We start from the raw sequence: 23,520 nt of genomic DNA on the forward strand, positions 1-23,520 counted from the left end.
ATTTAAAAGGACACTTAAATGAAAGCACTACTTATCCTAGCTAAAGCGGCGATTGCCTTTGTTTGGCTGGTTTTGATTCTGAATATTGTGATGCCATTTCCAGGTAATGCTGCGATTGCGTTGTACATCATGACAGCCTTCTTGTTCATCATGCACGGTTTGCAAATGGCAATCTTCATTGGTGCATTTGGCGATAAGATTCAGATGAGCAGTTGGGAAAAGTATTCCATCTTGATTTTTGGTATTTTTGCCCTGCTCGACATTCGTCGTAAACACATGATGTAAACATCGCCATAAAGAAAGCCGCTCACTGGAGCGGCTTTTTGTTGTCTTTGATTTATCCCAAATAGCTTTTCACACCATCTAGGAACATCTGGGTGGAAATCATCACCAATAACAAGCCCATTAAGCGTTCCACCGCTTTCAGACCGCGTTCGCCCAACAGACGATTGAAAAAGCCATAGAACATCAAAATAAAGAAGGTCGCGCCCCACGCAATCACCACCGACGCTGAGAGTTCGACCAGTTTGTCGGGATGCTGGGAAGAAAGCAGAAGCAACGCGGCAATCACTGATGGACCAGCAATCATTGGAATTGCCATTGGCACAATAAACGGCTCTTCACCCGCCGCTAACCCGGTGATGCTCCCTGCACTTGGGAAAATCATCTTAATTGCGATGATAAATAAGATGATGCCACCAGAGATACTCAAGGTTTCCGGCTGTACGTGCAAAAAACTCAGGATGCTTTGTCCGGCGAACAAGAACAACATCAAAATCAATAAGGCAAAAATCAGCTCGCGGATGAGCACCTTACGACGACGTTTGGGATCGATGTGTTTAAGAATGGACAACACAATGGGCAAATTGCCAAGAGGGTCCATGATAAGAAACAGCATGGTCGCTGCAGAAAGAATATCCATGTTCTGGCCTCGACGAAAAAAATGGCGACCAGTGTATAGTAAGGAGATTGTGCGAGTATACGGCTAAGGGCGAAATCAGATAATTCGCCCTCGATTACCGAAACAACCTCAGACGCCGCTTAATGGTTGCAAATACGCGCCATGTTGACGACGAACTTGCCTTCGAGTTCGCGAACCTTATCGCGCTGTAATAAAAAGGTTAGCAATGCATCTAAGTCTAGATCATTCAACTTACAGGTATGAAAGCGTACGTCTGCGCCAAAATGTTGTGCGAGCTCGTCGCGGCTCATTGGGGTTTCACGTAGTAGGTTTAGTAAGTTGTGAGCATGAATGTCACTCATCGTTAACTCCAGTTAGCAAATAGAACCCGACCAGTGTACTGAAATCGTCGAGCACTGCTTTGACTTACGTTAGTAAATGATAGAAGCAACAATGAGTGCATGAGCAAGAAAGTAGCTTCCACTTACCCAAACATACGCGCGCTTCATTGGTTTACGGAATCCGTGTATGGCGTAAGCGAGCGCGGAATACGTCATGATGACGGTGCCACTAAAGCCAATGGCATTCGCGTAGCTAGGCGTTTGTAGCCAAACCTCACCGGCTGCCCAAGCGAGCTGCACTAGCATTATGCCCATAGTCACTACGGGAAAAACGAGCGAATCTAACTGCGGTAAAAGAAGGAAAAACGCCACGATACTGGCGGCAAGCAACAAAGCCAACAACCACCACACAATATCGCCATTGAGCTGAACCCAAAAAGATTTGCTGTAGCACACTTGCGCTGCGAGATAGGCAGCAAAATAGATCAGCTTACGTGTTTTAAACGAATGCAGCGTATCGGCGAACATAGAAACCACCAACCCACCAGCAATCCAGTAGCTGTGATCGGCCGACGGCCCTTGGGTTAGCACCAAAATAAGAAGAAGTAATAGCGTAAAGATTTTAAACACTAAGGATTGTGTCGGGTTAGCTTGCTTTGCACCCAACACGGAATACATACCTGATAACCCTATCGCCAGCCAACTCCACATGCCGTACATACCTTTTACTTAAACTCGCCGCTAGTCTAGGTAGACCAGTTTTGATGTAAAGACACAATCTACGAAAGTTGGATCTCGCTAGCGATTCGAAACATTTTGTAACCCTCTCTAGCGCTAGCAAAAATGATGTGGATTGGAATTCGTGGTTAGTGTTCACAAGATTTCATAGTGTGTGTAAAAAAGCCAACTTGTGTGCATGACCATCAACACGGACAGACATCAACCACAAAAAGTCTAGTTACCCCTATTCATCCTGATATGGGAAAGAATGCCATGATAAGCCCATCTAAACATCACTCTCCAAGTAGATTTGTTTGTATTAAAAATATCATTAAAACAACGTAACCCAATGATAAATAAAAACACATTAACGTTAATGAGGGCAAAAACACCATTAGCCGCTCCACGACCCACCAATTATACTTCCTTGCCAGATTTTCTCATCAGATAAGAAATTCTTGCACCATCCTAGTGCCTTCATTAACCACCGCCATAGCACAACACTCACTTTTCTCAACTTTTGAGAAATACAGACAAAATACCAAATCAACCACCAAACTGAGACAAAAAACAATATAACAGCCACTTATTAACCATTTATAACACATTAAAATCAACAACTTAAAATACAAAAGCATAATTAAGACTCAAAGCGAACACTTTAAATACAGCCCAAAAAACACTGTTTTATTGGTCAATTTAAAGTAAAAACAGCCAAGTTAAGTATGAGTTTTGAAAAGTTTTCTACAGATACGTTGATCAACAGCCAAAAACAGTGCTATATTTACTCCATCGAGTTCATCAAAGATTTAAGAGGTAGTGTTATGATTTCATCTTCTCAAAAACAAGGGCTGGTTATGATTGCAGTGGTTGTGGGTTTAATGACACTGCCAATGATGTACTAAGTCACTGATTAAAAATAAAAAAGGACGCTTTCGCGTCCTTTTTTATTTCTCAATTTTTAGGTTTACTGTATGTGCTCTGACAAGATGTCCCAATGCATGTAGTAAAAACCGAGTGCAGCGAGTGTGATTAGCGCCATTAGCAAAATAGCGGTTCGCCAAATAAAACGGGAACTTCTTGGCGTTAACTCTTTTTCACAGTCATCACACGCTGCCATGAAACCTTTTCGATCATCCAGCTTATAGTTGTCCTCATGCACAACTTTATTACGCACAGTGGCGATAAAACGCAATTTCGCGATCACATCATGAGGTAAGCGCTCTTCACAACTGCTGATAAGTTGGTGCAACCCTTTCCCTTCTGCGTGATATTGAGTACGCAAAAGCTTTTCGATCGTTCGGGTACGCATGACTACTTTTTCGATATCTGACATCGTAACCCTCCTTTACTGACCTTCCCTTCGTTAGTCATTTCATTCTTCTATAAATTTAGAGCTTTTTCGAGCGGTTAAGTGCAATTTTCCTTTCAAATTGTGCCCTTGCACGCATATAAACTGTGAAGTCCGCCGAATAAAATCTACACCCCTTTTATTAGATCACGAATAGTTTATCTCAACTCATAGTTTAATCAGGGAGTTCTGTAGAATAGGGCCCAATGAAACATTGGAGGTTATCATGCCAATCTCACTTATCTTGGCCATTTTTGCCCTCATCGCCCTTGGCGCTTGGGTGTTCTTTCGTTTCTACAGCAAACATTACGTTGGTGAAGATGCGCCAGAACAAAGTGTTCAAGTCACTATTTTAGACAAACAAGCGATCGATGTGCCGGATGCGCAGCCGGGACAGGACGACCAAGAATATTGGATTTATGTGCAACGTGGCCCAATCGGCCCGAAACGAGAATTCCAAATTGGTGTGCACTATTACCACGCGCTTAATCCAGGTGATAAAGGCACCCTGACCTACTGCGGCGACAAATTCCTACATTTCGCAATCAAACGCTAATTTACGGCAGTAACCAACGAGTCTTGGCTGATTTCGAGAACAGATAACTCATCGCCAAGGCTCCCGCCCCACTTAACACAATCCACACAGGGATCACCCATACCGGATGACCGGTATACCAACCGAACTCTTTCATCGGCCATAAGAAGATTGGGTGAAGTAAGTAAATGCCCAAGCTGTGCTGGCTGATAAAACTCACCACTTTCTGCACGTTCTTCGGCAACCCTTCCCCAAAATACCGACACAGCATAAAAATCATCGATGCCGCCAAAATCACGTTCAATGTTTTGTATGACAACCAACGCCCCACGGTGTATTTCTCCGCTTCCAAACTGTTGGTCACCACCATGGTGAATGTCACGGCTAACGCCACCAATCCAAACCCAGTGAACAACGTCACCATAGAACGATTTAGTGGCACTTTTTGAAACAGAACATAACCCAAAGGCAGATAGCCCATATAGAGCCACATTTGGTTACTCCATGGCCCATCAATCTTGAACAGGAATAACGTGCTAGTGAACATCCAAAAAGCCAGATAGGTATAGAGGACATTGTCATCGACATTACGTGCCATCCATTGGAATAGAGGAATCACGAAATACAGTGGAATAAAGTAATAGAAGAAGCCTAAATGGTAATAGGTGGCATGAAACGGACTATTACTCAGCACTTCTTTGACGGTTTCAAAATCGAATCCTTGTGCCGTCCAACCCGATAGATACGCGTAGAACGTCGACCAAATTAGAAAAGGCACCAACACCTTCCCCAAACGCCGCTTCACGTAATACTTGCCATCAAAAGGACGTGTATCACTGAGCATCAGAGCGCCCGTAATCAAAATAAATACCGGCACCGCCCATCGGGTCACGCTGTTCACTCCAACGGCGGTGAGCCATTGGTCCATTGGGATCACGCCCAACTCGTTTCGATAAGGCGCCAAGACATGAATAGCGATCACAGCCACTGCGGCGACGCAGCGCAATAAATCAAAAAACAGAACCCTTTCTCTCATATCCTTTCCTACCTTGGATCGCTTATCGTTTATAGCATAGGGCAATTTTCACTCAATTAAATAGTTAACAATCTGTTTTTGCTTATTTTTAACCCAACAATGACCTGTTAATTGTATTTAACCGATAAATACTGCTGAACAGAATCAATTGAAACGAAGCGATATGTGACCAACACTTTCTTGAATATGAAACAGATATAATTCACAGAACCCCCTAGGATACTGAGCACATTACAAAGAAAGGTCTTGTTATGAAGAAAACATTATTGGCGTCACTCGTATGTGTAGTGGCTTTAGCTGGATGTAATCAAAAGGAAGAGACCGAGGCACCAGCCCAATCGCAACCGGAAGCGAACCCAATCTGTAACTTAGAAAAACTGCCCGGCGGATGGTCACAAAGTGACATGACCGATGAAGCGCAACCATTGCTTGATGTGGTACTCGCGCAAATGAACACTTCCGCTAAGTTAAAGCAAATCCTCAGTGTTCGCACTCAGGTGGTAAGCGGCATGAATTATGCGATTGAATTTGAAATGGATAATGGCGAAATCTGGAATACGATTGTCTACCGCTCGTTAGACGACGAAATCAAAATGACGCAACCTGCAAAGCTTGGACGCTTCTGCTCATAATATGCAGACATAAAAAATGGCTCCCGATTGGAGCCATTTTTATTCACGATGTTCTGTTCAACCCATCACATTCATCAGAACTAAGCCGTGGCGATATTAGCTTTGGGTAACTTAATCGAAATCAACGTTGTCAGCGCCAAGAAAGCGAAAGAGACCCACAAACACGCCGCTAGTCCTGCTTCTTGGTAAATCCACCCCGACAATACCGTGCCAATCAAACGTCCCATGGCGTTGGCCATGTAGTAAAAACCGACATCCAACGACACGCCGTCGCCTTTGGCATAGCTCACAATCAGATACGAATGCAGCGAAGAGTTAATGGCAAAGACCGCACCAAAAATCATCAGCCCAACCACAATCACGATTTCCGGCTGCCAACCAATTTGTACTCCGTAAGCAATCCCGCCCGTGATTAAGGCAAGAACCCCCGCCCACACCAATGCCGCACTTCCATCAGGCACGCGACCCTGCGCTTTACCCGTAATGCGCGGCGCAAAACCTTGCACAAAGCCATACGCGATCACCCATGATGCTATAAAGCCACCAACCCACAAGTGATCCCAGCCAAATACGCTGCCGAGATAAACCGGCAAAGCCACCACAAACCAGACATCCCGCGCACCAAACAGGAACATGCGCGCTGCGGACAAGATGTTGACCGATTCAGACTTAGAAAAAATGTGGCTAAACTTAGGCTTATTTTTCGCTTTGCCCATGTCGGCTTCTAGCCAGATCATGCTGCAAATGAACACTACCGCGAGCACACTCGCCATAATAAGCATCGAGTTTTGGAAACCCACCCAAGACAACAACAAGCCACCGACAAAGAAACCCGCCCCTTTGAGTGCGTTCTTCGAGCCCGTCAAAATCGCCACCCATTTGTAAAGTGCGCCTTGCTGCTCATCTGGTACTAGCGTCTTAATCGCACTCTTTGCACTCATCTTGTTGAGATCTTTAGCGATACCAGACAAAGCTTGCGCAGCCATCACCCAAGGAATCGTCAGCCAAGCGTTGGGCACTGCCAACATTAACAACGCAAACACTTGCATCGCTAGGCCAATATTCATGGTTTTGTTCAGGCCTAACCGGGCCCCTAACCAACCACCAATCAGATTGGTCACCACGCCAAAAAATTCATAGAAAAGAAAGAGCGAGGCAATGGCTAACGTGGAATAACCCAAGTCGTGAAAATAGAGCACCACCAGCATACGCAGCGCTCCGTCGGTTACGGTAAAGTTCCAATAGTTAAACGTCACTAACATGTACTGACGAATACTTTTGCTCAATTGAGAAATCATATTGACCTCTTATGTACAGCGATAGACGCATTTAGATCATCATGTTCTAAATACTGTTTAACCTGTACACCAGCCATAAGGCGATACAACCTTAGTTCAAGTTTACAAACACGCTGGCATTTATAATTTAAAATTAATAATCAATAAAAACAAAAGGTTAAATCACCACCTTCCGTTTTATCGCTGAGCTATATTCCATTATAAAAGCCAGACAATAGCTTTTGGATCATGATGTTCCAAAAGCTATTTAAGCTGATCACGCATCTTTTGCCACCCGTTCGATGTACTCAAGCTGCACTGGTTTGGTAAACGCGCCTGGGCGCAGTGCCTGAACTTCTCGCACGATATCGTCCAGCGTCCATTCTTTTTCTAGCAGCAAGTGAGCTGCGAACAAACCAGTGCGACCCGAGCCGCCCATACAGTGCATCGCGACTTTGCCATCTTGAGCAAGAATCACATGCAGTTCAGGGCTAGCTTGTTGCCACTTCATCGCGAAATCCTCACTGGGTGCGCAATCATCTTCAATCTCGATCTGGAACCATTTCATGCCCAGTTGTTGGGTAACTTCACCCAAATCCGCGACGTCTTTCGATGCTAGCTCAGCATTGTCCAATGCCGTAACCACCGCTTGAACACCCTGCTCTTTTAATTGCTGTAAAGACGTTTGCAAATCGACGCCTTTCGTACCCGGGCACGGTGTTAGGACTAATGCACCAGAATCCAAATCTAATTGCCATGTAGGATGAGACATTGTGAACTCCTATTAAGCCAAACCAACGTTACGAACCAATTCTGCGGTACGCGTTGCGTAACCCATTTCATTGTCGTACCACGCGTAAATCTTCACCATGCGAGAGCCAACGACCATTGTTGAGAGTGCATCAACGATGGTTGAGCGTTGATCGCCTTTGTAATCGATCGACACCAACGGACGCTCTTCAAAGCCAAGAATGCCTTTTAGCTCACCTTCTGACGCTTCTTTCAGCAAAGCATTCACTTCTTCTGCGGTGGTATCGCGTTTCACATCGAAGATGATGTCTGTCAGTGACGCATTCGCCAACGGGACACGCACTGCGTGGCCGTTAATCTTGCCTTTTAAATCAGGGAAAATTTCCACAATCGCAGTCGCACTGCCCGTGGTGGTCGGGATAAGACTCATGCCACACGCACGAGCACGACGCAGATCTTTGTGCGGTGCATCCAAAATGGTTTGCGTATTGGTCAAATCATGAATCGTCGTGAAAGAGGATTGCTCAATGCCCAATTTCTCATGAATGACTTTTACTACTGGTGCGATGCAGTTAGTCGTGCACGAAGCCGCTGTCACGATACGATGTTTGTCAGGATCGAAAATGTGGTCGTTCACGCCAACAACGATGTTCGCAATGCCTTCTTCTTTCACTGGTGCGCTAACCACCACTCGCTTCACGCCCTGATCGAGATATTGGTCAAGGTACGAAGTTTTGCGGTGCACGCCTGTCGCTTCAATCACGACATCACAACCAGACCAATTCACTGCATCGATGTCGCGATGCTGTGTCGTCGCGATGCGCTTGCCATTGATGACGAGTTCATTTCCCTCAGCCTGCACTTCATGGTGCCAACGGCCTTGAACAGAGTCGAACTCCAATAAGTGGCCCAACGTTGCTGCATCGCCCGCAACATCATTGATTTGCACAAATTCCAATTCTGGCCAATCGAATGCCGCGCGCAGCGCCAAACGCCCAATGCGCCCAAACCCGTTAATCCCTACTTTAATCGTCATAGTCTTACCCTTTAATCTTCAACCTTGAATCTTTGTTCGCTGTTAACAGCAAGCCTCACGACTTTTATCGTGCAAGCGTGTAATGTCGTCTTGGTATTCTTGCTTCAAGCAATTCGATGCTACTAAGTCTTCAATCAACTTGCGCATCCATCCTGGCAATTGCTGCGATAACTCGTAGTACACCCATTGTCCCTGACGCTTATCGACTAAAATGCCACTCGATCTTAACTGAGCAAGATGACGAGAAACTTTCGGCTGACTCTCTTGCAATGCAAACGCCAAATCACCTACGCAAATTTCTCCTTCGCGGGCCACCAGCATTAAGCAGCGCACACGAGTCTCGTCAGATAAAAGCTTGAAAAACTGATGTGGAAGCATAGTTAACATACCTATATATGGATATGCGTATATGTTTATTTAATTGTGCCAAGGCGTCAAGAGCCACGCCCTTGCCTTCATAAAAGTTTCATACTAATAAAGAGAATTAGACCGTGACGACGCTTTGGCTCCAGCGAACCGCTTCACTTAACGAGGCTTTGACTTCATCGAATGACAAACCCAACTGACCCGAGAGCTTTTCGACGCCATGCCAATCTGCTCGCTCGTAGCATTCTTCTAGCGAGATCAGCACGCCGTATTCACCCTTGCGATGCAGTAACGCTTGCTGCACAGAATCACTCAACGGCAGTTGCTTCACCAAGGCTTCGATCGATAAGTCGAGCATGGCATCTAAGATCGACAATAAGCCGACCATAAAGCCTTGCTCATTAAGATGAGAAAAAGGTTGGTAACGCGACATCAGCTCACAGAACTGGGCACGTTGCAAAGAGAGGTTGTACAACTCACGCGGTTTGTTGCTTGAGATGTAAGACGCCACCACCAAAGAGACAAATTGCTTCAGCTTGTCTTGACCAAGGTAAATCAGCGCCTGACGGAACGAGCTGATTTCCACTTCTAATGTGGTGATCTGGGTATTTACAAAACGCAGTAACTTGTACGACAAGGCCACATCTTGCGTAATGATGCTTTCAATGCGGTCAAAATCCGGCTCTGGCGCGCAGACTTCCCGAAACAGTTGTAACGCTAACACCTGCTCCGGACTGACGTATTTGGTTTGCGACACCAATGGCTTGCTAAAAAAGTAGCCTTGAAAGAATTTAAAACCCGCCGCTTTGGCTTGCTCAAACTCTTCTGCGGTTTCGACGCGTTCCGCTAAAAAGTGATATTTGACGCGCTTGGCGAGGTGGGTTTTAACCAGTTCACACGCTTTTTCTAGCCCCATCGCCATGATATCGAGTTTAACGATGTGCACATAAGGTAAGAAGCGACGCCACTCCGGCGTTAAGGTGAAATCATCCAGCGCGATCAAATAACCTTCTCGATATAACTCGCGAATTGCATCGAGAAGATCATCGGTAGGTTGGCAAGTCTCTAAGACTTCTACGACGATTTTGTTTTTTGGCAAGCTGCGAGGCAAACGGCGTACCAAGCTCTGATGAGGAAAGTTGATGAAGCATCGCGAAGACGCAATCACTGGGTTAGTACCCAGTGATAGAAAGTTCTCGACGATTAATCGGTATGTCGCTCGGTTTGATTCGATATGAGCGGGATAGGCGTTGCTTTCTCCATCTCTAAATAACAATTCATAACCCAGCGTCTGTCTTTTACGGTTAAAAATCGGCTGACGAGCGACATACGTTGTATTCATGCGATAGAACTACCTATAAATGGCTTAGGATTTTGCAGCCGCTAATAATGCGCCACAACCCATAAACATTGAACCGAATACTTTGTTAATTTTACCCATGATCTTGTCTGAACGGATAAAGCGTCCCATCTGCGCCGCTAACGTGGTGTAACCCAACATTACACACGCATCAATTACCACTGTCGTCACCCCTAGCGCCAACAATTGCGTCAGTTGGTCTTTTGCAGGGTCGATAAACTGTGGGAACAACGCCACCAAAAAGACGATCGATTTAGGGTTAGTCAGGTTAATTAAAACGGCTTTATACAATAATGCGCTACCTGACATCTCTTTGTGACTCTCATTGGCAATCAAGCCTGAAGTGTCACGCCATTTCTGAATACCCAACCATACAAGGTAAGCCGCGCCTACCCATTTAATGATAGTAAACGCAGTTGCCGATTGCGCCACCAGCGCACCGATGCCAGCGCCAACCAAGGCGATGTGAATCGCGAGTCCGATTTGCAGACCAACAATCGCGCCAAGCGATTTACGCGTGCCGTAACTCAAGCCATTGCTGATTGAGTTAACCGTGCCAGAACCCGGAGCCAAACTAAAAACGATTGCAGTTACCACATAGGCCAACCAAACGTGGGTATCCATTGCATTTCCTCACTAATTCTTCGATGATACATCGCGTCTACAATGTATCTTCAGGTAATCGACTAATGGCTACTAACCATTCACCTTTGACTTATACTCAAGAGACTTTATTTGAGCAAGCAATTGGTGGTCCGATCGCAGCACTTTGGCAAACTCGCCAAGAGGGCTTTGTTAAAGGGACAGAGAAAAAGAAAATCTACTGGTGCAAACTCACCAACCCTGAACACAAAAAAGCCGTGCTGATCGTCAATGGCCGCATCGAATCTTCCTGGAAGTACCAAGAGCTGTTTTACGATCTCTACCGCCAAGGTTACGATGTGTATTCCTTTGACCACCGAGGACAAGGTTTATCAGATCGCCTATTATCTGACTCTGATATGGGTCACGTCTATGACTTTACTGACTATATTGATGATATGGACGTGGTGATCAAACAACACGACCTTAAACAATATCAGCAGTGCTTTATCATCGCGCACTCCATGGGCGGTGCCATCGCGACGCGCTACCTGCAAACCCACCCAGAGCACCCATTCACAGGTTTGATTTTAAGCGCACCCATGTTTGGCATTAACTTGCCGTGGTACTTATCACCCATCGCTATCCCAGTGACGCAAATTCTTTCTGCCGTGTCACCACTGCCGCGTTATGCGCCGGGCCACAAGCCGTACTTTCCCAAGCCTTTTGAGGACAATCCTCTCAGCCAAAGCGCAGGCCGCTACCAGTGGTTTCGCAATCTCTATACAGAAAAACCGGAACTGCAAGTCGGCGGACCAAGCACGCGCTGGGTATGGCAAGGACTCATGGCAGCGAAACAGTGCTTTTTGTTAACTCGCCAAGTAAAAGTGCCTGTGCTACTGGTTCAAGCAGGCAATGATCGTATCGTCAGCAATCTCGCACAAAAACGCTTTATCGAGAAGCTGCGTAAAACCAATCCTCATGCGGCATTGCTTTCTATTGAAGGCGCACAGCATGAAATCTTGTTCGAAACAGACCAGTACCGCAATCAAGCGCTCGATGCAATCTTCCGCTTTATGGATGACCCTACTTCGTCGTCAGACGAAAAAATGCAATAAGAGTTGTAGGCGACCACTTCACCGCAATAATTAAAGAGGAAATGTCTCTCAAACGATTTACCCTCTTTTTCATCCTTATTTTGGCGTACACTGCTTGCGTCTGTTTCGCCCACCTCGCACGTTTAACGAGGAAAGCAGGCAGCATTAAGTTCCCCCGCATTCGGAGCAGTATGATCTAGTCAGTCTACTGTACTCCGTTTGCAATCAACCCGTTCCACTCTATCCAAACCGTTTACGAGGGCTTCATGAGCACATCGCTACCTTGCAAAGAGATCACTAAAATCGTTGCCTCAGATCTGGATGGCACGTTACTGGCACCAAACCATCAGCTAAGTGCTTACTCAAAAGAGACGCTAAAAGCGCTGCATGAAAAGGGTTACACCTTTGTCTTTGCAACGGGTCGCCACCACGTAGACGTTGCAAGCATTCGTCGCCAAGTGGGCATTCCGGCTTACATGATCACCTCGAACGGTGCGCGTGTTCATGACCAAAACGATCAACTGATGTACAGTGAAAACGTGCCTGCGGATTTGGTTCAAGGCGTGATCGACACGATCAAACATGATCACGAAATACTTATCCACATGTATCAAAACGACAGTTGGCTGATGAACAAAGACGACGAAACACTGCGTGATTTCCATGACGAATTCACATACGTCTTATTCGATGAAGACCAAGCGCCAACCGACGGCATTGCGAAAATTTTCTTCACCCATCCAGCGCAAGATCATGAACGTTTGGTGGTGTTTGAAAACAAACTGCGTGAACAGTTTGGCGATAAATTGAATATCGCGTTCTCTACTCCTTGGTGCTTAGAAGTAATGAGTGCGGGCGTTTCGAAAGGCCACGCGCTACAAGCAGTCGCGGAAACTCTGGGTTTAACGCTCGAAAACTGCATTGCATTTGGCGACGGCATGAATGATGTCGAAATGCTATCAATGGCAGGCAAAGGCTTAGTAATGGGCACATCGCACGAGAAAGTGATGAAAGCGCTGCCAAACAATGAAGTGATTGGCAGCAACGCAGACGATGCCGTGGCGCATTACCTGCAAGATCACCTGCTCTAACCCTTGGGTTAACAACAAAATCACGAAGGGCTGCAATTTGCAGCCCTTTTTTATCTCTGGCTTGGTAACTTCTCTTTGCCAAGAATCGCTTCCCACTCATCTTCGGTCACAGGCATGATCGAAAGACGATTTCCGCGTTTCACCAGCGGCATGTTCTCAAGTTCAGGCATCGCTTTCATGACCGACAGAGGGATCACCCGCGCGGTTTTACGCACAAACTCAATATCGGCCATGATCCAACGAGGGTTATCTAGGTCCGATTTTGGGGCGTAATAATCACTTTCTAGGTCGAACTGAAAATGGTCGGGATAGGCTTCTCGCACGACTTTGGCAATCCCCGCCACGCCAACATTTTTACAGGAAGAGTGGTAAATCAGGATGAAATCGCCCACCTTTACTTGGTCACGCATCATATTGCGCGCCTGATAATTACGAACTCCCTCCCAACATGAAACCTTTTGGGTTCTAAGCGTGTCAATAGAAAAGGTATCTGGTTCTGTTTTAAATAACCAATATGCCATAATGCCATCCGATGCCGATTGAGTAACAATAATGAGGAAGATATAACATGAAGGCTTTGAAAAACCCAGTGGCACTCGCCACTCTGTTGGTTCTGCAAGCATGTAGTTCGCAACCGCCACAATCTGGCGCGGAAACACCAACCTCTCCACCAGCATCATTAGATAAGCCTGAAACCATTCAACCTCAAACTTTTATGTTGCGCGGCAAAGTAATCATCGGCCATGAAAGCCAATACATCATGCCTTGCGGCAGCGACAAACAATATTGGTTGCAACTGTCACCACAACAAATTCAACGCGCCATTAAGCTCGGCAATGAACCGTACCAAACCATGTATGGCGAAGTCATCGGTCATCTTAATCCTCCGGGCATTGATGGTTTCTCTGCGGATTTCGACGCCAACTTTGTGGTTGAGCAAGTGAACTTCCTCACCACCGAAAACCCAAATCGTTGCAGCCAACCGCAAAAGCCGACGCGTGTATTTGGCAACGAGCCGTCTTGGTCAGCCAGTTTTGAAGCCAATACGCTTAAGTTCCAACAGATGGGTAAAACCACCGAAATGCTGTCTATTCAAAGCAGTCAACTGCAGCCGCGCCAACGCACCTATAGGCTTGATGATGGTGAACTGCATATGACAGAAAACCTCTGTTCAGACACCATGAGCGACTCTTTGTATGGCTGGAAAGCAACTCTCAAACACGATGGAAACACTTACCAAGGGTGTGGCATGGCAGCGAACGTTGATGCAACGCTTAGCTGGGCAAATACCTATGTAGCCACCTCAACGCAATCACAAGGCTTTGAGGTGCAAATGACCTTAAACCCTGACCACAGCGCCACGACGAAATACAGCTACTCAAACGGTCAAGACCCATTAGTGGAACGCGGCTTCTGGCAACAGTTGAGCCCGTCGCAAGTTCAAGTTGTGATGACCCACCACCAGCAACAACGTTTGATGTCTGAGCGACTCTTTACACGCGAAGGCAATCAACTCAAAGCCACCAAAGAAAAAGTGGGCAGCATGGTGTATCCGATCGCCGATGGTGGCTTAGTGCTTTACCCAGCAACCGCTCGTGACGCAGGCGTTCAACAACCGGCGGCGAAGCGTGCAAACCAACCTATCGGCAGTGCTGACGTCCCATCCAGTGCCGATTTCGATTCCAAAGTCGATGCTGCGGTACGTAACTACTTCTTCATTCATCAAACCGACCCAAGCAATAACCAATACCGCTGGTTAACGTACGATCTCAATGGTGATGGCAATGAAGAACTGCTGGTTCAATTGGATTGGTGCGGCTCAGGCGGTTGTACGCTCTTGGTGTTCGAAAACCATGAAAAAGAATGGCGCTTCAACAGTCGAATTACACTGGTACGAAGCCCAATGATGCTCGGCCAACAAACGTCGCACGGTTGGCGTGACCTGATTTTCGATGTTAGTGGCGGTGGCGCAACACCAGCAAAACATGTCATGCAGTACACTGGCGTAAGCTACCCTCTGAACCCGAGTATGGCACCAACAGCCACACCTGAACAAATCAGTGGTGTTCGTCTGTTCTCGGATGGTATTAGCCCAGTGCGTGAAGGGGTTCGACTGTAATGTCACAACCGTGTCCCCATTGCGGTTTTCTGTTCAACTGTATTTGCTCGCTGGTGCCTAAACTCACCAGCAAGCACGAAATACTGCTATTGATGCACCCAAATGAGCTAACTCGTGACACCAATACGGGCCAGCTATTACAGCATTGCCAACTCAACGTCGAGCAAGCAATCTGGGATCGCAAACAACCACCAGCAGAGTTGCTCACTCGCTTGGCTGATCCTTCACTGTACCCGGTGATTCTATTCCCAAGCGAAGAAAGCATCACACTCGAACATGTGGAAATGCAAAGCCAGCAACAAGCCAAAATGCCGCTGTACGTTGTTTTGGATGCCACCTGGCAAGAAGCACGCAAGATGATCAATAAGAGTCGCTGGTTAGAAGGTATCCCTACCATGGGACTTTCCGCACTCGCCGATTCTCAATATCAACTGCGACGTAATCAGCAACAAGGCAATTTGTGCACCTTTGAGATTGCAGCCCACTTATTAGGTCAACTTGGTGAACAAGATAACCAACAACAAATGCATACGTTTTTTGCTCACTACCTTGCGCTGTTCCAAGCCGAGAAAAGTGGCCATGCTCTCAAACCGTCACCACACTCTCTCGAGTAAACCCAATCGACGAAACAAAAAACGCAGCCAAGGCTGCGTTTTTTTATTGGCATTGTTTCACGTGAAACACGACTAAAACAGACGCGTAGGCTCACCTAAGTAGTAGCCTTGCAGATAATCGACGCCCATATCCTGCGCGATTTTGCACACCTCTCGATTGTGCACAAACTCCGCGACCGTTTCTGCATTAAACACCTGGCACAAACGCACCAACTGAGAAGCTATTTTGCGCTGCTTTAAATCCTTATCGATGTCTCTAATCAAGCTGCCATCCAGCTTTATCACTTCCGGCTCTAGCTTTAAGATCTCATCAATATTGGAGTATCCAGAACCAAAATCGTCCACGATAATGCGCGCACCCAGTTTTCTGAAATGGCTGCACACTTCTATCATACGACCGTAATCTTTAATCTGTTCAGACTCCAGTACTTCCAGCCCTATCCGCGTCGGGTCATTCAACTGGCTGATTTCATGCTCCAGCAACATCAACGTTTTGTCGCTCAACAAATCTTGCGGAGACAGGTTAATCGAGAAATCTCCTTTCTTATCTCGCATGTAATGCAGCGTCGAGCGGATCATGTGACGACTCAATCTGGTGTACAAATGCGTGCCTGAGATGATCGGTAAAAATCGCCCCGGCGCAATCACTGTTCCATCTTCTTCTAAAATCCGCACCAGACATTCTTGGCTGGCAGGAAGATGACTGTAAGCGTGCACAATCGGTTGGCTATACGTAATGATGTTCTGCTTAAGAATCGCGCGACTGACGCAACTCAACCACCCTAGTTGCTCTTTACGTACATCTTCACTGACTTCGATGTCTTTAGCGTTGCAGATATGCGTGTTGCTGCGAACGCCAGAACGACGCGCTTCTATGCCTTTTAATAAGAGCTCATCAGGAGAAGCCGAAGGAAAATCACGACGGCTAACCAAGCCACCACACAAGGAAATAGACAGGTAATCAATTTCGCGCAGGCCGAGCGGCTCAAAGTTAGTTTGCTCAACCGCATCAGCAAAACGAGTAAAGTGCTGTTTGATAGTCTCGCTACTTTGTTCAGCCTTAAACACAAAAGCCCACTCACCTACACCAATGCTGTACAGTTGCAGCGCCGCTGGCATGCCTAACCGCTTTCTCAATCGATTGGTAAAATGCATCGACAGATCTTTGAGCAGCTGGTCTCCGACTCGATACCCGTACTTTTCGTTGATGTGGCTGAAATTGAGTAGCTTAAGCGTTAACAAATGCTCGTCACAATCGATGTGACTTAAGCGCTCTTGCAGCGCCACGCGATTTTGCAGCCCCGTGCGACTGTCACGACGGTAGCTTTCTTGTAACTTGCGAGTTTGACGATCAAGTTGATAACCCATGTGAGCGTTCATATGATTCAAATCGCCAATCGCATTGCGTATTAAGCTAAACAGCGGTGAAATCGAAGCGCTCACTTGCGGTTTAGGCAAATTCAGCGATTGCACCTCATCGCCTTCGCGCATCGCAAGGTACGTCAAACTGTGGTGAAGAATTTCTGGCTGGCCAATGTCACCATGTATTTCACCCATGCAGTAGCTGCCAAAGGTCGCGGCAATATCCATAAACGCCTGCACTTCATCGCTGCTATCAATAAAATCCAGCCGTGAGGCACAGTTGTAAATCATCACTACTTCTGGCTGATGCATAGCAAGTTCCACCACCCCATGACGCACTTGTTCTAACGTCAGAGAAGGATGGTTATAGCAAAACTGAACCTCATCACCGAGGCACCACGGCCTATCGAAACTCATGCTTCCATCAGCGTGAAGTTCTGTGACGGTACAAACTTCCTTGCGCCCCAACGTTTCTCGATACAACGGGAAACTGAGTAATTGGTTAATCGTCACGTCGTGCCCGTCGGCAAGATAATGCTTGTAAACATCGAGGGCTTTACGCTCTCCTAAGCAATACAAGCGCGTGCCTTTCGCATGCGTCACTTTGTGCGGCATGCCGATTGGGTTCCACTCGGAATACGCGTCTGTCCAAGTTTTCAAAGTAGCACTGTGCAAAGCCACTGCCACTACGGCGTTGTCGTATGTCTGGTTTTGATAGAGCACCCAACAGCCGTCTTCTATGGTCTGCGCTAATCCACCAGACACTCGCACGTTTTCGGTCGCAAAAGTTTGATACAAAGGATAATCACGACGTTCGATTTGCACGGCAAAACTGATGATGACTTGAGAGTTGCTTTGTAACTGCAGCGAACGTTTGAGCTCGCCACCGTCTATATCGGGAGAGAAAGAATACGCTTGGACGGCAGACGTTAGCGTGGTTTGGTCAAACTCAATCAGGTTGATGAGGTAGCCAGAGGTAAAAATGTCGCCATCCAAAATTATATTGCGAGTACTGTGACCGATGACATGAGCATTGGGCAACATCGACAAAACCGCTTTGGCGAGCGCAACCGCACATTCTCGCGATTGCGTAGACAAAATTTGCACCAAATACTGTTTATCTGGGTGCAACTGAGAAGTGACTAAAAAGTCATTAAGCTGACTTACATCGTGGACCCGTTTGGAAAAAGCTCGCATGTACCCTACTACTGCCGTAACACTGTTTTCACCACGATGAGTGGCGTCGTTATTTTTACTTTAGGCTTAGTAATTTACGTTTCTTTTTGATGCTTTTCTAGGCACAAAATGACTTTAGAATGGATTAATGCGAAAGCAATTAAAAAAGTGTGAGTAACGGCTGCAAACTATTGATTTCAATGTCAGGTAACGTACGTGTTCTTGAATGATTAATGACATTTTTATTCATATCATTAAACCAACATGCGGCAAAACCCGCTAACTTTGCACCATACACATCCGTCGTGAGGTGGTCACCAACATGCAAAATGTTTTCGGCAGGTAAATCGAGGAACTGCTGCGCTTTGACAAACAAATCGGCAGCAGGCTTGGCGAGACCGTCAGGGCCCGCTTTTAATACGAGTTGGAAGTATGGCGTCAAACCGATTTTATCTAAGTCGACATTACCATTGGTGATCGCCACCAGAGGAATGCGTTCTCCCAACTCCGCCAATACATCGAGACTTTGCTGCGGCACGTCAAACTGACTGCGCCATTCCAACGCCAGTTGCACGCCCTCTTCCGCTGCGACTTGAGCTTGCGCTTCATCATAGCCAACGGATAGAAAAGCATGCTTTAGCTGCACTAGGCGCCAAAGCGTCACATCGCTTTTGAGATCTGGACGTTGCTGGAGCACATGTTTTTTTACCTGCAACCAGTCGGCCTTTTCCATGTGCGCCACTGCAGGATGCGTTTGTTGCAACCAGGTCAGTAACTCGCGCTCCATACGAACAATCACTGGATGGTTGTCATACAGCGTGTCATCCAGATCGAATGTCATGGCCTTAATCGGCTCGATACGGCGGTAAAATTTCATGCTTTGGCTCACTCCCCGTTCTTTTTGCGGGCGCGTGGGTGGGCTTGGTCATACGCTTGCGCTAGATGCTGGAAATCCAAGTGTGTGTAGATTTGGGTCGTCGATATGTTCTCGTGACCTAAAAGCTCTTGCACCGCACGTAAGTTGTTGCTCGACTCCAGCATGTGCGTGGCAAATGAGTGGCGCAACTTATGTGGGCTAATGTGACTGGCTACAGACTGTTTTTGTCCCCACTCGGCCATGCGTTTTTGCACGCTACGGTGCGAAATACGGGTTCCGAGTTTAGACACAAACAATGCAGGTTCACCTGGCGCTGCTAAGTCACCACGAACGCGCAGCCACTTACCTACCCATTCCGTTGCCATCCCCGAAAAAGGCACTTTACGCTCTTTGTCACCTTTACCGATAACACGAAGCTCGCCACTGCGAAGCTGCACATCTCGCACATCCACACTGACCAACTCGGCTAAACGCAGGCCGGCACCGTACATCAGCTCCATCATTGCGCGATCGCGGATCGCCAATGGGTCATCTTCATTCACTTCGAGCAGTTGATTCACTTCATCCACATCGAGGTTTTTTGGCAGCGGGCGCTTTTTACGAGGTGCAGACACCCCTTTGGCAGGGTTGGCTGACATCTCACCACGCAAAATCAAGAAATCGAAAAAGCTACGCAGCGAAGACAAGCGCGTAGCTAAGCTGCTGGCCTTCATGCCTTCTCGCATGCCTTTACCCGCAAGTTGTCGAACCCAGCCAGCATCAACTTGAGACCAATCTTTCAGTCCCATTTCGGCAAGATGCTGCGCCATGGTTTCCAACTGTTGCTTGTAATTGCGTTGAGTGTGCAAGCTGAGCCCCTTTTCGCTTCGCAAGAATTCGTAGAAGCGTTCAAGAGGCTTTTGAAGACTATTTGGCAGAGGAGTGTTGGGTGTTGTCGTCATCGTAACTTTGCCATACCAATGTTTGAGCAAGATGTGCCACTACTAAGGATAGGTGACGCAAAAACAAGGTATCCATATCTGGTTGGAAATGACCGCCATCTTCGCTAGAAAACGCAAGAACGCCAAGCGTCTGCTTCTTCACCAGCGGCAGTACCACATAGGAACCCATTTCTGGCACATCCATATTGCCAAACAACGCTTCACGATCCACTTTACGCAAGCGGCCCAAATAAGCCTCTTTGCCATTTAGGTGGTTGGTCGCAAAACGCTGGTAATGCTCTTTGCTAAGTTGCGTCGATGCATCGCATTGGCTAAACAAGCGAACATACGCACGCAGTCCGAGATCTTTGGCTTTTAGCTCTATCGCGCTAATAACTTGCTTGAAGTCACCGCACTTTAGAATCGAGCCCTGCAAATCCATGAACTCGTAGAAGGTACGATCGTTGTTTGCCGCAAGCGACATTAACGTGGTGATCTCTTCTTCAAGCTCTTCAATACGCTGACGCTGGCGATTCATTTGAATATGCACCAACGAAACCGTACCTAAATCCGAATGTGGAAAAGACAGACGATCCACCAGCTCAGGACGCTCAACAAAAAAATCAGGGTGATCTTTTAGGTATTCAGCCACCACTTCTGCAGTTAATGCGTCAGCTTCAACTTGAGACAAACCGTTTCCTTTTTCTTTGACTAGCACGACAGTTGACCATCAAATACGTGAGTAGCAGGGCCTGTCATAAAGAGTGGTTTGCCCGGGCCTTGCCAAGAAATATGCAGCTCACCACCAGGTAGCGATACTTTCACACTCTCATCCAAAAGTCCTTGCAAAATACCCACAGCCACCGCGCCACATGCACCGCTACCACAAGCTTGTGTTTCACCTGCGCCGCGCTCGTAAACTCGAAGACGAATGTGGTCACGACTCACCACTTGCATAAAGCCAGCGTTCACACGTTCAGGGAAGCGTTCGTGTGATTCAAGCAGCGGACCTAGAGTGTCCACATCTGCGGTATCCACGTCATCCACTACTGTCACCACATGCGGGTTACCCATGCTGACGGCACCACAAAACAGCGTCTTGTCACCCGCGCGCATGATGTAGGTTTTTTCTTTCTGCTTCGCTTTGAACGGAATTTTGTTCGGTTCAAACTCTGGCACACCCATGTTGACCGTCACTTCACCGTCGTCTTCCACATCAAGAATCATCTTACCTTTCTTGGTGCTCACGCTGATGCTGTATTTATTGGTCAACCCTTTCAAACGAACAAAACGCGCGAAACAGCGCGCGCCGTTGCCGCATTGCTCCACTTCACTGCCATCGGCATTAAAAATGCGATAGTGGAAGTCGGTTTCAGGATCATAAGGTGCTTCTACCACAAGCAATTGGTCAAAACCGACGCCAGTGTGACGATCCGCCAAACGACGGATCAAGTCTTGCGAGAAAAACACGTTCTGGGTAATGCAGTCGACGACCATGAAGTCGTTGCCCAAACCGTGCATTTTGGAAAAGTGGAAATGCATTTGTTGTGTGTTACTCCGGTAGAATCTGTTCCAGCTGCCACAAACTGGTCAGCTCTTCACGCTGGCGAACAAGGTGGCTTTGATTACCATCCACCATTACTTCTGCCGCTCGGGTACGAGTATTGTAGTTCGAAGACATCACAAAACCATAGGCACCTGCTGAACGAACCGCGAGTAGATCACCTTCTTGCAAAACGAGCGCGCGATCTTTACCCAAGAAGTCACCAGTTTCACAAATCGGGCCAACCAAATCGTAAGTTTGTGGCTCACCATTACGAGGGGAAACAGGCACAATATCTTGCCAAGCTTGGTACAGTGCTGGACGCATCAAGTCATTCATCGCCGCATCAATGATGGCAAAGTTTTTATGCTCGGTGTGTTTTAGGAATTCCACACGGGTGAGCAAAATACCGGCGTTTGCTGCAATCGCACGGCCTGGTTCAAAAATCAGTTCTAGGTCTTGATGATTTTCAAGACGCCCCAACAACGCTTTCGCGTAATCAGAAGGTTGAGGCGGTAATTCATCACGATATACCACGCCTAAACCACCACCAACGTCGAGGTGACGAATGTTGATGCCTTGTGCTTTCAGGTCATCAATCAAAGCCAGCAAACGGTCGGTTGCATCAATAAATGGGTCAATGCTCGTTAACTGAGAACCAATATGGCAGTCGATACCTTGCACATTCAGATTAGGTAGGCTCTGGGCGAATTGATACACTTCTGGCGCGCGGTCAAACGCAATGCCAAATTTGTTGTCACGAAGACCAGTCGAAATATAAGGGTGAGTTTTCGCGTCAACATCTGGGTTAATACGTAGCGAAATAGGCGCAATCACACCAAGCTCGCCCGCCACCTTATTCAAGCGTTCGAGTTCCGGCTCTGATTCAACGTTGAAGCACTTGATGCCAAGCTCTAGTGCGCGCTTCATTTCTGCTGGCGTTTTACCCACACCAGAAAACACGACTTTCTTCGCATCACCGCCCGCTGCAATCACACGCTCTAGTTCACCACCAGATACGATATCAAAACCCGAACCCAAACGAGCCAGCGCGTTCAGTACGCCCAAGTTTGAGTTGGCTTTTACTGCGTAGCACACAAGATGAGGATGTTGACCCACAGCACTATCAAACGCCTTCCAGTGGCGCTCTAGCGTGGCTCGAGAATATACGTAAAGAGGAGTGCCATATTGCTCGGCAAGAGCTTGAAGTGGGACGTCTTCGGCCCAAAGTTGGCCATCATCCTGATAGTTGAAGTAATCCAAAATTCGCTTCCCTTATTTAATTCGACTGCTGAACCCTAATTTCACCCTAAGGTGCGGTTATTTATTGTGATTGCTCGTTTTGTTGTGCGTCATCTGGGATGTACAGCGAGCCAGATTGGCCACACCCTGCCAGCATCGCGGCAGCCATCACAAACAACACTGTTACTAATTTTTTCATTTGGCATATCGTGATTATTGAATCAATGCCCCCTATAATCGCACCACACTCAGGAAAAGCAATAGGATAGACGGATGAACGATACTGAATTTCATCAACTGGTGGATGCGCAGATGCAAATCATCGAAGAATCCATCGATGATTCAGGCGCAGACATTGATTACGAGGTGTCTGGCAACGTAATGACATTAGAGTTTGAAGACCGCAGCCAGATCATCATCAACCGCCAAGAGCCAATGCATGAGATTTGGTTGGCCTCAAAATCGGGTGGTTTCCACTTCAAGTTAGTGGAAGACAAATGGACCTGCTCAAAAACGGGCATGGAGCTGTTTGAAATGGTGAAGCAAGAGTGTGAAAAACACGCTGGCGAAGAGATTGATTGGGCGTAAATCC

27 protein-coding genes and 1 pseudogene are annotated in these 23,520 nt (G+C 47.0%); 9 read left to right on the forward strand and 19 right to left on the reverse strand.

Annotated elements, in window-relative coordinates; genetic code table 11:
• Window positions 1-18 precede the first annotated feature (18 nt).
• The gene (locus tag ACF8OV_RS11280) at window positions 19-285 is read left to right on the forward strand and encodes a DUF1145 domain-containing protein (protein ID WP_005496405.1); all 267 of its coding nucleotides are present in this window, start codon (window positions 19-21) and stop codon (window positions 283-285) included.
• A 52-nt stretch (window positions 286-337) separates the two neighbouring features.
• Here ACF8OV_RS11280 and ACF8OV_RS11285 read toward each other — a convergent pair whose 3' ends face one another.
• From ACF8OV_RS11285 to ACF8OV_RS11295, 3 genes are all read right to left on the reverse strand, one after another.
• On the reverse strand, window positions 338-922 hold the full coding sequence (locus ACF8OV_RS11285; RefSeq protein WP_005455144.1) for a YhgN family NAAT transporter: 585 nt from the start codon (window positions 920-922) through the stop codon (window positions 338-340).
• A gap of 119 nt (window positions 923-1,041) precedes the next feature.
• Entirely contained in the window at window positions 1,042-1,263 is a 222-nt protein-coding gene (locus tag ACF8OV_RS11290; protein WP_015297472.1) for a YecH family metal-binding protein, read from the reverse strand.
• Between the two features lie 69 nt (window positions 1,264-1,332).
• Complete coding sequence (locus ACF8OV_RS11295) at window positions 1,333-1,953, reverse strand: lysoplasmalogenase (RefSeq protein ID WP_005481960.1); 621 nt, start codon at window positions 1,951-1,953, stop codon at window positions 1,333-1,335.
• A 734-nt stretch (window positions 1,954-2,687) separates the two neighbouring features.
• On the opposite strand from ACF8OV_RS11295, the gene ACF8OV_RS11300 reads away from it, so the two are divergent.
• Window positions 2,688-2,867, forward strand: coding sequence for a hypothetical protein (locus ACF8OV_RS11300; RefSeq protein ID WP_005458791.1), 180 nt, complete (start codon window positions 2,688-2,690; stop codon window positions 2,865-2,867).
• Window positions 2,868-2,929: 62 nt separating this feature from the next.
• Here ACF8OV_RS11300 and ACF8OV_RS11305 read toward each other — a convergent pair whose 3' ends face one another.
• The gene (locus tag ACF8OV_RS11305; RefSeq protein WP_005489749.1) at window positions 2,930-3,298 is read right to left on the reverse strand and encodes a hypothetical protein; all 369 of its coding nucleotides are present in this window, start codon (window positions 3,296-3,298) and stop codon (window positions 2,930-2,932) included.
• A gap of 241 nt (window positions 3,299-3,539) precedes the next feature.
• On the opposite strand from ACF8OV_RS11305, the gene ACF8OV_RS11310 reads away from it, so the two are divergent.
• Complete coding sequence (locus ACF8OV_RS11310) at window positions 3,540-3,869, forward strand: DUF2500 domain-containing protein (protein ID WP_015297474.1); 330 nt, start codon at window positions 3,540-3,542, stop codon at window positions 3,867-3,869.
• Between the two features lies 1 nt (window position 3,870).
• Here ACF8OV_RS11310 and ACF8OV_RS11315 read toward each other — a convergent pair whose 3' ends face one another.
• Window positions 3,871-4,884: an acyltransferase gene (locus tag ACF8OV_RS11315; protein ID WP_021449828.1), complete on the reverse strand. Its 1,014-nt coding sequence runs from the start codon at window positions 4,882-4,884 to the stop codon at window positions 3,871-3,873.
• Between the two features lie 251 nt (window positions 4,885-5,135).
• Here ACF8OV_RS11315 and ACF8OV_RS11320 point away from each other — a divergent pair, with 251 nt between their 5' ends.
• Entirely contained in the window at window positions 5,136-5,516 is a 381-nt protein-coding gene (locus ACF8OV_RS11320; RefSeq protein ID WP_020839828.1) for a cystatin domain-containing protein, read from the forward strand.
• A gap of 80 nt (window positions 5,517-5,596) precedes the next feature.
• On the opposite strand, the gene arsJ is transcribed toward ACF8OV_RS11320, so the two are convergent.
• The 6 genes from arsJ to rhtB form a co-directional block, all read right to left on the reverse strand.
• The gene (arsJ, locus tag ACF8OV_RS11325; RefSeq protein ID WP_317676094.1) at window positions 5,597-6,814 is read right to left on the reverse strand and encodes an organoarsenical effux MFS transporter ArsJ; all 1,218 of its coding nucleotides are present in this window, start codon (window positions 6,812-6,814) and stop codon (window positions 5,597-5,599) included.
• A gap of 256 nt (window positions 6,815-7,070) precedes the next feature.
• Window positions 7,071-7,565: a cyclin-dependent kinase inhibitor 3 family protein gene (locus ACF8OV_RS11330; protein WP_025541219.1), complete on the reverse strand. Its 495-nt coding sequence runs from the start codon at window positions 7,563-7,565 to the stop codon at window positions 7,071-7,073.
• A gap of 12 nt (window positions 7,566-7,577) precedes the next feature.
• Window positions 7,578-8,579, reverse strand: coding sequence for an ArsJ-associated glyceraldehyde-3-phosphate dehydrogenase (locus ACF8OV_RS11335; RefSeq protein WP_020839829.1), 1,002 nt, complete (start codon window positions 8,577-8,579; stop codon window positions 7,578-7,580).
• Window positions 8,580-8,621: 42 nt separating this feature from the next.
• Entirely contained in the window at window positions 8,622-8,957 is a 336-nt protein-coding gene (locus ACF8OV_RS11340) for a metalloregulator ArsR/SmtB family transcription factor (RefSeq protein WP_005478993.1), read from the reverse strand.
• 106 nt (window positions 8,958-9,063) lie between these two features.
• Window positions 9,064-10,287, reverse strand: a complete 1,224-nt coding sequence (locus ACF8OV_RS11345) for an EAL and HDOD domain-containing protein (RefSeq protein WP_005459079.1) — start codon at window positions 10,285-10,287, stop codon at window positions 9,064-9,066.
• 24 nt (window positions 10,288-10,311) lie between these two features.
• The gene (gene rhtB / locus ACF8OV_RS11350; protein ID WP_005459098.1) at window positions 10,312-10,929 is read right to left on the reverse strand and encodes a homoserine/homoserine lactone efflux protein; all 618 of its coding nucleotides are present in this window, start codon (window positions 10,927-10,929) and stop codon (window positions 10,312-10,314) included.
• A 65-nt stretch (window positions 10,930-10,994) separates the two neighbouring features.
• Here rhtB and ACF8OV_RS11355 point away from each other — a divergent pair, with 65 nt between their 5' ends.
• Together ACF8OV_RS11355 and ACF8OV_RS11360 are read left to right on the forward strand one after the other, a co-directional pair.
• Window positions 10,995-12,005: an alpha/beta fold hydrolase gene (locus tag ACF8OV_RS11355; RefSeq protein ID WP_005459120.1), complete on the forward strand. Its 1,011-nt coding sequence runs from the start codon at window positions 10,995-10,997 to the stop codon at window positions 12,003-12,005.
• A gap of 245 nt (window positions 12,006-12,250) precedes the next feature.
• The gene (locus ACF8OV_RS11360) at window positions 12,251-13,075 is read left to right on the forward strand and encodes a Cof-type HAD-IIB family hydrolase (protein WP_005478981.1); all 825 of its coding nucleotides are present in this window, start codon (window positions 12,251-12,253) and stop codon (window positions 13,073-13,075) included.
• A 50-nt stretch (window positions 13,076-13,125) separates the two neighbouring features.
• Here the strand turns inward: ACF8OV_RS11360 and ACF8OV_RS11365 are convergent, their stop codons facing one another.
• Complete coding sequence (locus ACF8OV_RS11365; RefSeq protein WP_392404359.1) at window positions 13,126-13,596, reverse strand: EVE domain-containing protein; 471 nt, start codon at window positions 13,594-13,596, stop codon at window positions 13,126-13,128.
• Between the two features lie 47 nt (window positions 13,597-13,643).
• On the opposite strand from ACF8OV_RS11365, the gene ACF8OV_RS11370 reads away from it, so the two are divergent.
• Complete coding sequence (locus ACF8OV_RS11370) at window positions 13,644-15,194, forward strand: COG3650 family protein (RefSeq protein ID WP_203505219.1); 1,551 nt, start codon at window positions 13,644-13,646, stop codon at window positions 15,192-15,194.
• Window positions 15,194-15,808: a tRNA-uridine aminocarboxypropyltransferase gene (locus ACF8OV_RS11375; RefSeq protein WP_203505221.1), complete on the forward strand. Its 615-nt coding sequence runs from the start codon at window positions 15,194-15,196 to the stop codon at window positions 15,806-15,808. Before ACF8OV_RS11370 ends, ACF8OV_RS11375 begins: the two co-directional genes overlap by 1 nt.
• Before the next feature lie 72 nt (window positions 15,809-15,880).
• Here the strand turns inward: ACF8OV_RS11375 and ACF8OV_RS11380 are convergent, their stop codons facing one another.
• The 7 genes and pseudogenes from ACF8OV_RS11380 to ACF8OV_RS11410 form a co-directional block, all read right to left on the reverse strand.
• The gene (locus ACF8OV_RS11380) at window positions 15,881-18,367 is read right to left on the reverse strand and encodes an EAL domain-containing protein (RefSeq protein ID WP_203505223.1); all 2,487 of its coding nucleotides are present in this window, start codon (window positions 18,365-18,367) and stop codon (window positions 15,881-15,883) included.
• 139 nt (window positions 18,368-18,506) lie between these two features.
• A complete protein-coding gene (gene yigB / locus ACF8OV_RS11385) occupies window positions 18,507-19,223 on the reverse strand; it encodes a 5-amino-6-(5-phospho-D-ribitylamino)uracil phosphatase YigB (RefSeq protein ID WP_021448426.1) in 717 nt (238 codons plus the stop codon).
• Window positions 19,224-19,231: 8 nt separating this feature from the next.
• Window positions 19,232-20,164, reverse strand: a complete 933-nt coding sequence (gene xerC / locus ACF8OV_RS11390; protein WP_005459099.1) for a tyrosine recombinase XerC — start codon at window positions 20,162-20,164, stop codon at window positions 19,232-19,234.
• A complete protein-coding gene (locus ACF8OV_RS11395; protein WP_025442364.1) occupies window positions 20,130-20,861 on the reverse strand; it encodes a DUF484 family protein in 732 nt (243 codons plus the stop codon). Before ACF8OV_RS11395 ends, xerC begins: the two co-directional genes overlap by 35 nt.
• Window positions 20,855-21,685 carry a diaminopimelate epimerase gene (dapF, locus tag ACF8OV_RS11400; protein ID WP_005459097.1) on the reverse strand — a complete coding sequence of 277 codons (831 nt, stop codon included), beginning with the start codon at window positions 21,683-21,685 and terminating at the stop codon, window positions 20,855-20,857. The genes ACF8OV_RS11395 and dapF overlap by 7 nt, the downstream gene beginning before the upstream one ends.
• A 10-nt stretch (window positions 21,686-21,695) precedes the next feature.
• The gene (lysA, locus tag ACF8OV_RS11405) at window positions 21,696-22,949 is read right to left on the reverse strand and encodes a diaminopimelate decarboxylase (RefSeq protein ID WP_005459130.1); all 1,254 of its coding nucleotides are present in this window, start codon (window positions 22,947-22,949) and stop codon (window positions 21,696-21,698) included.
• Window positions 22,950-23,010: 61 nt separating this feature from the next.
• Window positions 23,011-23,222, reverse strand: a pseudogene (locus ACF8OV_RS11410) (lipoprotein).
• Between ACF8OV_RS11410 and cyaY the strand changes: the two are divergent.
• A complete protein-coding gene (gene cyaY, locus ACF8OV_RS11415; RefSeq protein ID WP_005459084.1) occupies window positions 23,202-23,516 on the forward strand; it encodes an iron donor protein CyaY in 315 nt (104 codons plus the stop codon). The pseudogene ACF8OV_RS11410 and the gene cyaY overlap by 21 nt on opposite strands.
• Window positions 23,517-23,520: the final 4 nt, after the last annotated feature.

Source organism: Vibrio sp. GLN_1 (genome assembly GCF_043106015.1).
Lineage (GTDB): Bacteria > Pseudomonadota > Gammaproteobacteria > Enterobacterales > Vibrionaceae > Vibrio > Vibrio parahaemolyticus.